The organism is Stenotrophomonas maltophilia group sp. vghtpe118, from assembly GCF_052605195.1.
Window position 1 is genome coordinate 3,838,086 of sequence record NZ_CP199672.1, and the last position, 12,548, is coordinate 3,850,633.

14 protein-coding genes are annotated in these 12,548 nt (G+C 66.9%); 3 read left to right on the forward strand and 11 right to left on the reverse strand.

The window, feature by feature from the left end; all coding sequences use genetic code 11:
* Positions 1–25: 25 nt before the first annotated feature.
* The 4 genes from ACUDTM_RS17570 to ACUDTM_RS17585 form a co-directional block, all read right to left on the reverse strand.
* Positions 26–2,317 (reverse strand): TonB-dependent receptor, encoded by a 2,292-nt coding sequence (locus ACUDTM_RS17570; protein WP_439426662.1) that lies wholly within the window; start codon positions 2,315–2,317, stop codon positions 26–28.
* 149 nt (positions 2,318–2,466) lie between these two features.
* The gene (locus ACUDTM_RS17575) at positions 2,467–2,871 is read right to left on the reverse strand and encodes a hypothetical protein (RefSeq protein WP_445391433.1); all 405 of its coding nucleotides are present in this window, start codon (positions 2,869–2,871) and stop codon (positions 2,467–2,469) included.
* A gap of 174 nt (positions 2,872–3,045) precedes the next feature.
* Entirely contained in the window at positions 3,046–3,378 is a 333-nt protein-coding gene (locus ACUDTM_RS17580; RefSeq protein WP_005415593.1) for a non-heme iron oxygenase ferredoxin subunit, read from the reverse strand.
* Positions 3,375–3,914, reverse strand: a complete 540-nt coding sequence (locus ACUDTM_RS17585) for a GNAT family N-acetyltransferase (RefSeq protein ID WP_072168623.1) — start codon at positions 3,912–3,914, stop codon at positions 3,375–3,377. Before ACUDTM_RS17585 ends, ACUDTM_RS17580 begins: the two co-directional genes overlap by 4 nt.
* 68 nt (positions 3,915–3,982) lie before the next feature.
* Between ACUDTM_RS17585 and ACUDTM_RS17590 the strand changes: the two genes are divergently transcribed.
* On the forward strand, positions 3,983–4,474 hold the full coding sequence (locus ACUDTM_RS17590) for a hypothetical protein (protein ID WP_065196581.1): 492 nt from the start codon (positions 3,983–3,985) through the stop codon (positions 4,472–4,474).
* 54 nt (positions 4,475–4,528) lie between these two features.
* Here the strand turns inward: ACUDTM_RS17590 and ACUDTM_RS17595 are convergent, their stop codons facing one another.
* The 5 genes from ACUDTM_RS17595 to ACUDTM_RS17615 all read right to left on the reverse strand — a co-directional run bounded on the left by ACUDTM_RS17595 (position 4,529) and on the right by ACUDTM_RS17615 (position 9,831).
* The gene (locus ACUDTM_RS17595; RefSeq protein WP_065196580.1) at positions 4,529–5,785 is read right to left on the reverse strand and encodes a cysteine desulfurase; all 1,257 of its coding nucleotides are present in this window, start codon (positions 5,783–5,785) and stop codon (positions 4,529–4,531) included.
* Complete coding sequence (gene sufD, locus ACUDTM_RS17600; RefSeq protein WP_439426663.1) at positions 5,782–7,044, reverse strand: Fe-S cluster assembly protein SufD; 1,263 nt, start codon at positions 7,042–7,044, stop codon at positions 5,782–5,784. The genes ACUDTM_RS17595 and sufD overlap by 4 nt, the downstream gene beginning before the upstream one ends.
* Positions 7,044–7,808 carry a Fe-S cluster assembly ATPase SufC gene (gene sufC / locus ACUDTM_RS17605; protein WP_439426664.1) on the reverse strand — a complete coding sequence of 255 codons (765 nt, stop codon included), beginning with the start codon at positions 7,806–7,808 and terminating at the stop codon, positions 7,044–7,046. The genes sufD and sufC overlap by 1 nt, the downstream gene beginning before the upstream one ends.
* Before the next feature lie 74 nt (positions 7,809–7,882).
* Positions 7,883–9,358 carry a Fe-S cluster assembly protein SufB gene (gene sufB / locus ACUDTM_RS17610; RefSeq protein WP_072168626.1) on the reverse strand — a complete coding sequence of 492 codons (1,476 nt, stop codon included), beginning with the start codon at positions 9,356–9,358 and terminating at the stop codon, positions 7,883–7,885.
* Positions 9,359–9,375: 17 nt separating this feature from the next.
* Positions 9,376–9,831, reverse strand: a complete 456-nt coding sequence (locus tag ACUDTM_RS17615) for an SUF system Fe-S cluster assembly regulator (protein WP_049414161.1) — start codon at positions 9,829–9,831, stop codon at positions 9,376–9,378.
* Positions 9,832–10,042: 211 nt separating this feature from the next.
* On the opposite strand from ACUDTM_RS17615, the gene ACUDTM_RS17620 reads away from it, so the two are divergent.
* Positions 10,043–10,510 carry an SET domain-containing protein gene (locus tag ACUDTM_RS17620; protein ID WP_012479369.1) on the forward strand — a complete coding sequence of 156 codons (468 nt, stop codon included), beginning with the start codon at positions 10,043–10,045 and terminating at the stop codon, positions 10,508–10,510.
* 162 nt (positions 10,511–10,672) lie between these two features.
* A complete protein-coding gene (locus ACUDTM_RS17625; protein ID WP_005415602.1) occupies positions 10,673–11,215 on the forward strand; it encodes a type 1 glutamine amidotransferase domain-containing protein in 543 nt (180 codons plus the stop codon).
* A 73-nt stretch (positions 11,216–11,288) separates the two neighbouring features.
* On the opposite strand, the gene ACUDTM_RS17630 is transcribed toward ACUDTM_RS17625, so the two are convergent.
* Both ACUDTM_RS17630 and ACUDTM_RS17635 read right to left on the reverse strand, forming a co-directional pair.
* Positions 11,289–11,885, reverse strand: a complete 597-nt coding sequence (locus ACUDTM_RS17630; protein WP_005415603.1) for a DUF1439 domain-containing protein — start codon at positions 11,883–11,885, stop codon at positions 11,289–11,291.
* An 81-nt stretch (positions 11,886–11,966) separates the two neighbouring features.
* The gene (locus tag ACUDTM_RS17635) at positions 11,967–12,506 is read right to left on the reverse strand and encodes a hypothetical protein (protein ID WP_439426665.1); all 540 of its coding nucleotides are present in this window, start codon (positions 12,504–12,506) and stop codon (positions 11,967–11,969) included.
* Positions 12,507–12,548: the final 42 nt, after the last annotated feature.

The following is a 12,548-nucleotide window of genomic DNA, read 5'->3' on the forward strand; positions in this document are numbered from 1 at the left end:
GCCGCCGTGGTGGAGCGCGGTTACATCAGAACTTGACGTTCAGTGCCAGAGTGGCCGAGCGACCCGGGGCGATGCTCGCGTAGTGCGAGGCATAGGCCTTGGTGAAGTAGGTCTTGTCGGTCAGGTTCTGCACGTTGAGCTGCAGGCTGATGTTGTCCTGGATCGCGTAGCTGGCCATCGCGTCGAAGCGGGTGTAGCTCGGGATCCACTTGGTGTTGGCGACATCACCGTACTGCTTGTCCGAGTAGAACGCGCCGGCGCCGAGGGTCAGGCCGATCGGGAAGCGGTAGGTGGTCCACAGGTTGGCGCTGTGCTTGGCAGTGTTGGGGAACACGTTGCCGTTGTACGGCGACGGCACGTACACGTTGGACGGGCAGGTGCGGCCCACCGGTGCGCCACAGACGAAACCGTTGTCCTTCAGTTCCGAGTCCAGGTAGGTGTAGCCGCCGTACAGGCTCCAGGCGTCGGTCAGCTGGCCGGTGAAGCCCAGTTCGAAGCCGTTGATCTCCTTCTTGCCGGCGTTCTGGCTGGTGCCGTTGTCGACCGTCACGCGTGCGTTGTTCATCACGGTGTGGAAGATCGCTGCGGTCAGGTTCAGGCGCTGGTCGAACAGGTCCCACTTGGTGCCCAGTTCGAGGTTCTTCGTGTCCTGCGGCTTGAGGTCGGCCACGGCGGCGCTCAGGCCGTCCGAACCGTCACCACCGTCCATGCCCGGCGGGGTCGAGGAGGTGCCCCACGACAGGTAGATGCTGCCGTTGGCGGCCGGCTTGAACACCACACCGGCCTGGTAGTTCAGGAAGTCGTTGCTGTTGCGCACGCGGGTCGGTGCCTTGCCGGCCACCGGGGTGGTCAGGGTGGTGCGGAAGTCGTCGTAGCGCAGGCCGAGGTTGATCATCCACTGCTCATTGAGCTCGATGGTGTCGAACACGTAGGCCGAGGTGGTCCTGGTGCGCTGCTCGACGTCCAGTGCCTTGTCGCTGCGGTACACCGAATGGGTGGCTGCCCACGGATCGCGCGGATCCGGATTGGCGAAATCGGTGCAGTTGTAGCCGGTGGCCGCGCCGGTGGTCGGGCACTTGCTGTTGCCGGTGAGCGGGTTGCTGGTGCCCGGGGTCATCAGATAGCTGCCGCGGGTCATCTTCTCGTCGCTGTACTCCACGCCAGCGCTGTAGCTGTGCTTGAGCGCGCCGGTCTGGAAGACACCGGTCAGGCCCAGCTGGTCGGCGAAGCTCTTGACGTCGACGGCGCGGGCGTTGGTACGGCGCCACAAGGTGCCGTAGTTGTTCGGGTTGCCCTGGCTGTCGTCCGGCTGGGTCCACAGGTAATCGTTGCTGGTGTTGCCCAGGCGCGCGATGTTGCGCAGCTTGTGGCCGCCGAAATCGTAGCTGGCATCCAGCGTGCTGATGTCGGCACGGGTGCGCTGGAAGTCACGGTCGACCAGGCCGTAGTAGTTGTTGCGGTCCGGCACCATCGGGCGGCCGTCGACCCACTTCGAGGCCGGCGCACCGTTCGGGTTGCCGTAGGGGAAACCACCGGCGTCCGGCAGGTCATCGCTCTGCATGTGGTAGTGGCTGGCGATCAGCTGCGCCGGGCCGTTCAGGCCGAATGCGATCGACGGCGCGATGCCCCAGCGGCTGACATTGGCGGCGTCGCGGCCAGCGATGTCCGATTCGTGCTTCATCAGGTTCAGGCGCGCGGCGATGCCGTCGCCCAGGACGTAGTTGGCGTCCACGGTGCCGCGTGCGTAGCTGTCGGTACCGATGCCCATGCTGGCGTTGGTCTCGTTCTTCAGCTTCGGCGTCTTGCTCACCAGGTTCAGGCTGCCACCACCGGAATCACGGCCACCGTAGGCCGAGCTCGGGCCCTTGACCACTTCCACCTGCTCCAGATCGAAGATCTCGCGGGTCTGCGAGCCGACGTCGCGCAGGCCGTCGACGAAGACGTTGCTCTGCGAATCGAAGCCACGGATGAAGGGGCGGTCGCCGGTCGGGTTGCCGCCTTCGCCGGCACCGAAGGTGATGCCCGGCACCATGCGCAGCGCATCCTGCAGGTTGGTCGCACCGGTTTCGGCGATCAGCTTCTCCGACACGATCGACACTGACTTGGGGGTGTCCAGCAGTTCGGCGGTGAACTTCGGCGAGGACGGATTGAACCAGCTGCCGCGCACCTGCACCTTGTCCAGGTCGGTGGCCTTGCTGGATGCGGCATCAGCGCTGTCGGCAGCCTGCGCGGCCAGCGGCGCGAAGCCTGCGGCCAGGGTGGCGGTGGCGAGCAGGGAAACGCGCGGGGCGTGCTTGCGGGACGTGATGTGGGTCATGGCTTTGGGTAGTGGCGTGGATCGGGAAACGGCGAAGGCCGAAGCGCAGACAGCGCGACGACAGGGAGGGAGCGTCTTCTGTAGAGCCGAGCTGATGCCCGGCGATGCGGCGAACGACTTCAGGCGCACGGCAACAGCCGCAGGGCGCCTCAGCTGGCGTGCGGTGCGGGCGGTGCGTGGCCGGGGTTCAATCGCAGTGCGGGATCGTGCAGTTGCCGGCGCAGGGCATCGGAGCGCCATAGCGGGATATGTGCGACCAGGGGCGCGCGCAGGGGGGCCAGTCCGGCGCAGGGCGTGTTGCCCTCACCCTCAAGCGGCGGCTCCGGTGCAGGTGCAGCATGTTGCGGGCACTCGTCCGCCGACGGCGCCGGCAATGGCATGACCTGGCGCAAGCCTTCGGCATGTGCCTGCCACCCTTGGGCAGTCGGGTCGCTGCCGCGCCCTTCGTGCAGCGCCGACCAGCCCAGCAGCAGCGTCAGCAGCACGGCCACGGCCAGTGGCCACCCCTGGCGGGCGAGCTGGCACAACGTGGCAGTGGGCGCGGGCGAGACCATGGCGCGAGGGCGAAGTCGTTACGAAGATGTTACGTAGAATAACATCAACGATAATGATTCGCATGTACGGGGTGCTGCGGGACGCCGGGGCGGCCGGGGAACGCCCTGCGAAGGCCCTTGCGGGGCCTCCTGCAGATCCAGCCCAGGGTGGATACCCCCAGGCCGTGCGCCGCCTCAATCGCGGTCGTCGCGGGTCCAGACGGCGTCGTGCTCGCGCTTCACCGGGAACTTGGGCACCGGGGTATAGGCCGGGGCGCACAGGGCGCGGCCATCGCGCACGTCGAAGCGCGCACCGTGCAGTACGCACTCCACGCTGCCTTCGGCGGTGTTGAATTCGCCAGAGGACAGCTCGAATTCCTCGTGCGTGCACTGGTCTTCCAGCGCGTACAGCTCGCCGTCGAGGTTGAACACCACGATCGGGGTGCCGGTCACCTCGTCGAACACGCTCTTCATTTCACCGGGCAGCAGCTCGTTGCTGGCGCACACGAAGGTCCAGGTATCGCTCACGCGGCCGCTCCGGCCAGCGGTTTTTCCAGGATCTCGAAGCGCAGGTCGTCGCGCTTGGGGATGCCGAAGCGTTCGTCGCCATACGGGAAGGGTTTCTTGATGCCGGTCCGCTGGTAGCCACGACGCTCGTAGAAGGCGATCAGTTCGTCGCGTACGTCGATCACCGTCATCTGCATCACCGGCACGTTCCATTCGCGTGCGGCGTGGGCTTCGGCGGCGACCATCAGCTGTTTGCCGACGCCGCCGCCCTGCTGTGCGGGGTCGACCGAGAACATGCCGAAGTAGCCCTTGCCCTCAACGTCGGCAACGTGGGCGCAGGCCACAAGAACGCCTTCGCGCTCGGCCAGCAGGATGGTGGAGCGGGGGCGGTCCAGGTCGGCCTGGATGCCTTCGGCGTCGATGCGGGCGCCATCCAGCAGGTCGGCTTCGGTAGTCCAGCCCACGCGGCTGGCGTCGCCACGGTAGGCCGAGGTGACGAGGGCGATCAGGGCGGGGATGTCGGCCGGCGTGGCGGCGCGGAAGGTCAGGGTGCTCATGGGGGCATTTTAGGTGGGCAGTGGGCGGGCGCAAATGGGGGAGACCCTTGACGGTCCTGGCAACCGCTATGCTCGTGCATTCTTCAAATGCCAGGCGGAGTGCAGGGGTGGGCATACCGAAGGGAATCGCGCTGGCCGCAACTGTCCTGCTTGTGGCTCTTCTGGCTTGCCTGCCGGCGCACGAGGAGAGTGGCGGCATCGCGCCCAACGGCCTGGGGTGCCCGCGTTTCAGTGCGTCCCGTGCGTTGCCAGTGACGGTGGAGGCGCTGCGTGCCGATCCCATGCGTTATCACGGCAGACTGGTGCGCGTACGGGGTGCCTACGTTGAGAGCTTCGAAATGTCTGCGCTGCACCCGGGGCCACCGGTGCAGGATCCATGGGCGGCCGACGGCGTGTGGGTGAATGGAATTCCCGTCACGGCGCTGCCGTCGGAGCAGGCGGTTGAACTCACCGGAATCGTATCGGCGGGCCAACCCGCGTTCCCTTACGGCAAGGGGCACCTTGGGCAATGGCCTGCGGAGCTCTGCGTGTCTTCCATCCTGCCCTTGGCGGCGCCATGAAAAACGCCGCGGTTTCCCGCGGCGTTCTCGTTGCTTCCGGCTGCGCTGTGAGTCTTACCCCAGCAGCTTGCGCACCTTGGTCAGCGCGGTCATGAAGCGCTCGATCTCGGCGTGGGTGTTGTAGAACGCCAGCGAGGCGCGGCAGGTGGCGGCGACGCCGAAGTACTGCAGCAGCGGGTGTGCGCAGTGCTGGCCCGAGCGCACGGCCACGCCTTCCAGGTCGAGCAGGGTGGCCAGGTCGTGGGCATGCGCGCCATCGATCAGGAACGAGACCACGGCGGCCTTCTCCGGTGCCTGGCCGATGATGCGCAGGCCATCGACGCGGCGCAGCTCTTCGGTGAAGTGCGCCAGCAGTTCGGCTTCGCGCGCCTCCACGTTGTCCTGGCCAAGCTGCTGCAGGTAGTCGGCGGCCACGCCCAGGCCGATGAAACCGGCGATGTTCGGGGTGCCGGCTTCGAACTTGTGCGGGGCATCGTTGAACACGGTGCCGTCGAAGCTGACTTCCTTGATCATCTCGCCGCCGCCGAGGAACGGTGGCATCGCGTCCAGGTGCTCGCGACGCGCCCACAGCGCGCCGGTACCGGTTGGACCGCACATCTTGTGGCCGGTGATGGCGTAGAAATCGCAGCCGATCGCGGCGACGTCGACCTTGCGGTGTGGCACGGCCTGCGAGCCATCGACCACGGTGATGATGCCGCGCTTGCGCGCTTCGCGGCAGATCTCGCGCACCGGGTTGACCGTGCCCAGCACGTTGGAGACATGGGTGACCGCCAGCAGCTTGACCTCCGGGGTCATCGCCGCGCGCAGCGCATCCAGGTCCAGCGCACCATCGGGAGTGATCTCGGCCACGCGGATGGTGGCACCGGTACGCTGCGCGACCAGCTGCCACGGCACGATGTTGGCGTGGTGCTCCATGCGCGACACCAGGATCACGTCGCCGGCCTTCAGCCGCGGCAGCGCCCAAGAATACGCCACCAGGTTGATGGCGAAGGTGGTGCCGCTGCACAGCACCAGCTCGCTGGGGCGCACGTTGAGGAAGCGCGCCAGCGTGTTGCGCGCACCTTCGTAGGCATCGGTGGCTTCGCTGCCCAGTGCATGCACCGCGCGGCTGACGTTGGCGTTGTAACGGCGGTAGAACTCGTCCACCGCGCCGATCACCTGCACCGGCTTCTGGCCGGTGTTGGCATTGTCGAAATAGACCAGCGGCTTGCCATGTACTTCGCGCATCAGCAGCGGGAAGTCGAGGCGGACGCGGTCCCAGTCGGGAGCGCCGGTGCGTTCTTCGATCGGGCGCGGCGTGGACAGGTTCATGCCACACCCGCCTCGGCCAGGGCCTTGTCCAGGCGGCGTGCCAGCTGCGCGCGCAGCGCGTCCGGCAGGATCTTCAGCGGTTCATGGCAGAACGCAGCGCTCAGCAGCGCCTGCGCCTGGGCCTGCGGCAGGCCGCGCGAGCGCAGGTAGAACAGCGCATTGGCATCGAGCTGGCCAACGGTCGCGCCGTGCGCGGCCTTCACTTCATCGGCGTCGATCACCAGCGTCGGCTGGGTGTCGATTTCGGCGTCCGCCGACAGCAGCAGGTTCTTGTTGGACAGGTTCGCGTCGGTGCCATCGGCGCCTTCGCGGATCTGGATGCCACCATGGAACACCACGCGGCTGCGGTTGGCGGCGACGCCGCGCCACAGCAGCTCGCAGGCGGTATCGCGGGCGATATGGTCGATGCCGAGGCGGGTTTCGACGTGGCGGCGGCCATTGCCGAGCAGCACGCCGTTGGCGGTCAGCCGGGCATTGTCGCCTTCCAGGCGCACGTTCAGTTCATGGCGGCTGAGCGCGGCGCCCAGTTCCAGGTCGACGCGGTGGTACTGCGCGTCGCGGGCCAACACCGCGTCTGTGCGCAGGAAGCTGGTCTGGCGTGCGCTGCCGGCCTGCACGCGGGCGTGCTTGAGCACGGCGTCGCGCGCGACGTGGGCATGCAGCACGGTGTTGTCCAGGTGGGCGGAGTCACCCACGCTGAAGCGGTGCTCGACCACGCCGAGGCTGGCGCCGGCACGCAGTTCGATCAGGTGGCGGTGATGCCAGGCCAGGTCGGTCTCGCCGGCCACACTGGCGAATACCAGCTGCAGCGGCACGTCGACCTGCACGCCTTCGTCCACGCGCAGCACCACGCCTTCATCGGCCAGTGCGGCGTTGAGGCGGGCAAAGATCTCCTCGCTGCGCTCGTAGCGGCGGCCAAGGAAACGCACGGCGTCTTCGCCGGAGGCCAGTGCGGCCGACAGCGGCTGCAGCTGCACGCCGGCCGGCAGGGCATGCACGTCGCTCAGCGCGGCATCCAGGCGGCCGTTGACGAACACCAGGCGCGGCGCCGGGATGTCGTCCAGCAGCGCGGCGTCCAGCGCCGGGCCCTGCAGCGGTGCCGCAGCAAACGCACGGCGTTCCAGCTGGCGCAGCGAGGTGTACTTCCAGGCTTCATTGCGTGCGGCCGGCAGGCCGTCGCGCAGGGCCGCATCCAGCACTTCGCGGCGCGCATCGCTGCCGCAGAAGGCCTGGGCCATCGAGTCGAGCAGGGCGCTCATCAGACCGCCGCCTCGGGCACGACCCGGTCCTTCAGGAAATCATAGCCGTGCGCTTCAAGTTCCAGCGCCAGCTCGGGACCGCCGCTCTTGACGATGCGGCCATCGGCCAGCACGTGCACCACGTCCGGCTTGATGTAGTCCAGCAGGCGCTGGTAATGGGTGATGACCAGGAACGAACGGTCGGCGGCGCGCAGCGCATTGACGCCGTCGGCCACGCTCTTCAGCGCGTCGATGTCCAGGCCCGAGTCGGTTTCGTCCAGGATCGCCAGCTTCGGTTCCAGCACGGCCAGCTGGAAGATCTCGTTGCGCTTCTTCTCGCCGCCGGAGAAGCCTTCGTTGACGCCACGATGCAGCAGCTCGTCCTTCAGGTGCAGCACGGCCAGCTTCTCCCGCACCAGCTTGAGGAACTGCATGGAATCGAGTTCCTCCTCACCGCGTGCCTTGCGCTGGGCGTTCAGCGCCGCGCGCAGGAAGTAGGTGTTGTTCACGCCCGGGATCTCCACCGGGTACTGGAATGCCAGGAACAGGCCGGCAGCGGCACGCGCTTCCGGGTCCTGCTCCAGCAGGTCGACACCGTCGAACTGCACGCTGCCTTCGGTCACTTCGTAGCCGTCGCGGCCGGCCAGGACATTGCCCAGGGTGGACTTGCCGGCGCCGTTCGGGCCCATGATGGCGTGCACCTGGCCGGGCTTCACATCCAGCGACAGGCCCTTGAGGATTTCCTTGTCGCCGATGCGGGCGTGGAGATTTTCGATCTTCAGCATGGTGGGGGTTTCCGTGGGGCGGGCCTGGGCCCGCCGGTAAAGAGAATGCGTTTGCGAGGGGCAGGGGCGGGCGGTCAGCCCACCGAACCTTCCAGCGAGACTTCCAGCAGCTTCTTGGCTTCCACCGCGAACTCCATCGGCAGTTCGCGGAACACCTGCTTGCAGAAGCCGTCGACGATCATCGACACCGCGTCTTCCTGGCTGATGCCACGGGCGCGGCAGTAGAACAGCTGGTCGTCGGAAATCTTCGAGGTGGTGGCCTCGTGCTCGACGGTGGCGCCCGGGTTCTTCACCTCGATGTAGGGGAAGGTGTGGGCGCCGCACTGCTTGCCGATCAGCAGCGAATCGCACTGGGTGTAGTTGCGCGCACCATCAGCATTGCGGTCGACCTTGACCAGGCCGCGGTAGGTGTTCTGGCCGCGGCCGGCGCTGATGCCCTTGCTGACGATCTTGCTCTTGGTGCGCTTGCCGACGTGGATCATCTTGGTGCCGGTGTCGGCCTGCTGGCGGTGATGGGTCAGCGCGACCGAGTGGAACTCACCGACCGAGTCGTCGCCCAGCAGCACGCACGAGGGGTACTTCCAGGTGATCGCCGAGCCGGTCTCGACCTGGGTCCAGGTGACCTTGCTGCGCGCGCCGCGGCATTCGGCACGCTTGGTGACGAAGTTGTAGATGCCACCGACGCCGTTCTCGTCGCCCGGGTACCAGTTCTGCACCGTGGAGTACTTGATCTCCGCGTCTTCCAGTGCCACCAGTTCGACCACCGCAGCGTGCAGCTGGTTCTCATCGCGCATCGGCGCGGTGCAGCCTTCCAGGTAGGAGACGTAGGCCTTGTCCTCGCACACGATCAGGGTACGCTCGAACTGGCCGGTGTGGCCGGCGTTGATGCGGAAGTAGGTGCTCAGTTCCATCGGGCAGCGCACGCCTTTGGGAATGAACACGAAGCTGCCATCGGAGAACACCGCCGAGTTGAGCGCGGCGAAGTAGTTGTCACCCACCGGCACCACGGTGCCCAGGTACTGGCGCACCAGCTCCGGGTGTTCCTTGATGGCCTCGGACATGGAGCAGAAGATGATGCCCTTCTCAGCCAGTTCCTTGCGGAAGGTGGTACCGACGGAGACCGAGTCGAACACCGCGTCCACCGCCACGCCGGCCAGCTTGGCGCGCTCGTGCAGCGGCACGCCCAGCTTGTCGTAGGTGTCGAGCAGTTCCTTCGGCACGTCGTCCAGCGAGGCGTACTTCGGGCCCTTCGGCGCCGAGTAGTAGCTGAGCGCCTGCAGATCGATCGGGGCGATCTCCAGCTTGGCCCAGTCCGGCATCGGCATGGTCAGGAAGTGGCGGTAGGCGTCCAGGCGCCACTGCGTCATCCACTCCGGCTCGTCCTTCTTGGCCGACAGGGCACGGATGGTGTCCTCGTCCAGGCCCGGCGGCAGGGAGTCCGACTCGATCTCGGTGATGAAGCCAGCCGAATACTTGCGGCCGAGCTGCTCGTGGATCTCGCGGTTGGGGGTGTCGTCGTGGGCGACGTTTTCGATGGTTTCGGTGGCCATGGGGGGCTGCCTGTGGATCAGGAGACGACGTCGACAGCGATGGTGCGGCGCTGTTCGTCATCGGCAAGGGGAAGGGGGGGCAGGATCTGCGCAAGACTGACGTCGCGCAGGGCCTCGGAGACCACGTCGTTGATCAACCGCCAGCTGCTGCGCGCGCCGCACTTGGGTGCCATGCCGCACTGGTGGTGGTCGTGGCTGCATTCGGTCAGGGCCAGCGGCCCTTCCATCGCTTCGACCACTTCGAACAGCGAGATCTCGATGGCCGGGCGGGTCAGCCGGTAGCCGCCACGGACGCCGCGCAGGCCTTCGACCAGGCCGGCCTGGGCCAGCGGCTTGAGTACCTTGCTGACGGTGGGCGGCTCCAGGCCGGTGAATTCGGCCAGTTCGGTGGCACTGAGCACCTCGCCCGGACGGGCGGCGAGCACGGTCAGCACGACGGTGGCGTAATCGGTGAGCTTGGTGACGCGCAACATGGGGATGCGAGTGGTTCTTAAAGCGGACTGAAATTGTACGCTTTTATTCGCCACCATCCAACCCGGGCATTCAGCCGGCGCTGGGGCCGGGCCGGGAGGCTCTGCCAGCGGGCGCTGCCCGGGGCGCCATGCTGCGCCAACCGGGTGATTTTCGCAATCACCCGGAATGGGCGAGAATCCCTGTTCCATCCGCTGCAAACAGCCCGTGCCGATGCCGAAGAAGATCCAAGCCCGCAAGTCCGCCATCCATGGCAACGGCGTGTTCGCCGTCGCCCCGATCAAGCAGGGCGAGCGCGTGATCCAGTACAAGGGCCTGCTGCGCAGCCATGGCGACGTTGATGCCGATGACAGCGGCGACGTCGAAAGCGGCCATACCTTCCTGTTCACCCTCAATGACGACTGGGTGATCGATGCCAACTACAAGGGCAACGACGCGCGCTGGATCAACCACAGCTGCGACCCGAACTGCGAGGCGGTGATCGAGGAAGATGAGGACGGCGACAGCCGTGGCGACAAGGTGTTCATCGAGGCGCTGCGCGATATCAAGGCTGGCGAAGAGCTGACCTATAACTACGGCATCACCCTGGCCGAGCGCCACACCGCCAAGTTGAAGAAGATCTGGGAATGCCGCTGCGGCTCGCCCAAGTGCACCGGCACCATGCTGCAGCCCAAGCGCTGACCGGTACCGGGTAGGGCCGGCCGCTGGCCGGCATGGCGCGATGCAGGAGCCGGCCAGCTGCCGGCACTTGCGGGAGGCTCTCCACCTGCCGTGCACGGCAGGGTCACCGCCGTGCAAGGGCCGTTCGTCCACGCTGTGCACTCCCCCAACTGGAGTGCACCCATGGCAGAGCGATTGAAGGGCAAACAGATCGCAATCCTCGCGACCCACGGCTTTGAACAGTCCGAATTGACCGAGCCCAAACGGCTGCTGGAAGCGGAAGGTGCGCGGGTCAGCGTGGTGTCGCCCGCAAAGGAGGCGACCATCAAGGGCTGGAAAGAGAAGAACTGGGGCGACGCCGTCGCGGTCGACATCCCGCTGGATGAGGCGGATCCGGCGGGCTTTGATGCCCTGGTGCTGCCGGGAGGTGTGATCAATCCGGACACACTGCGCACCGACGACGCGGTGCTCAGCTTCATCCGCTCAGTGGATGAAGCCGGCAAGCCCGTCGCCGCGATCTGTCATGGCCCGTGGCTGCTGATCAACAGCGGGCTGGCCGATGGCCGCGAGCTGACTTCCTGGCCCTCCCTTCAGCAGGATCTGGCCAACGCCGGTGCGAACTGGCGCGACGCCGAGGTCGTGGTAGACGGCAACGTGATCACCAGCCGCAAGCCGGATGACATTCCTGCTTTCAGCGAGGCGGTGGTCAAGGCACTTGCCGCGTGATCCGCTATACCGGTAGTGCCGGCCGCTGGCCGGCAGATGCAGTCTGCGCTGCCGGCCCGCGGCCGGCACTACCTTATTTGCCCAGCAGGCCTGCCGGCACCAGGTTGCCCAGGTTCTGGTTGAAGGTGACCACCAGCTTGCCGTTTTTGACCTGTGCCGCCTGTACCTGAAGCGCGCCGAGCACCCCGGCCACGGCCGGGTCCAGCTTGTAGATCGGTTCGCGCTGGGCGTAGTCGCTCAGCCAGGCATTGAGCAGGCCACGGGTGCGTGAGTCGAGGCGGCCGCCCTGGTTGGCCGGGGTGAAGTCGTCCACGCTGGGCTGCTGCAGGTGGAAGCCCTGGGTCTGCGCGTCGTAGCGCAGGCCGCTGCTGAGCTTCACCGTACCCAGTTTGGCCGGGTTGCCGCCGGCGGTGGCCAGTGCCACGTCCATGCCCAGGTTCAAGCGCTCGCCGGCCGGAAGGCTCAGCTGAGGATGGCTCATGGTCAGGGAGATCAGGCCGCCAAGGGCGTCCTGGGTGCGCGGGAAGCTGCCATCGAGGTACTGCTGGACGTCGCTGGCACCCACCGACAGTTCGCGGCCGGAAATGGAGGGAGCCGCCTGCGCGCCGATCGCAGCGGCGATCAGTACGGTGGAGGCAGCGAGGCGGGTCATCAGGGAACGCAGGCGCATGGCGGTGACCGATGGCAGGGAATGGATGGATCAAAGAGTAGCCGTGCAGGCTGAATCGCGCGTGCATGCGGCTGTAACGGTTCAGTCCAGCATCGGACGCAGTTGCGCCGACTGGATCTGCCAGGCGCTGCCATCGCTGCTGGGTTGCACGCGGTACCAGCCACCGAAGCGGAACGTACCGTTGGCGGTGACCGCGCGGATCTGCACCGGCACTTCAAGCAGCTGCGGTGGCTGCCGATCGTCGCGGGCGACCGGGGGATCGCTGTGCAGGCGCAGGGTGCGCAGGTCCTGCAGCTGCCGCAGCGCGGCGTCGTCCGCATGCCGCGGGTCGCTGGGCGGGATCGTCCAGGCGGCATCGCTGGCGGCGCGGTCGCGGTTGAGCAACGCCGCTACGTAGCGGTTGAGCATCGTCGATGGCGGCTCGGCACCGTCGGCGACAGCGGACAGCACCGGCATTTCACTTGCCTGCACTGCTGCGGGATCGGGGCCGGTGCGGGTGTCCATGGCTGCGGTAGCAGCGACGGGAGCGGACGCTGCCGCGATGTCGCCGGTCGTCTGTGCTGCCGGGCGTGAACAGCCCAGCAGCACCAAGGGTGCGATCAGCAACGGGATCCTGCGCATGTCTGCCTCCTCCCCGAGGCAACCTGGAGGGCGGCAGTGTAG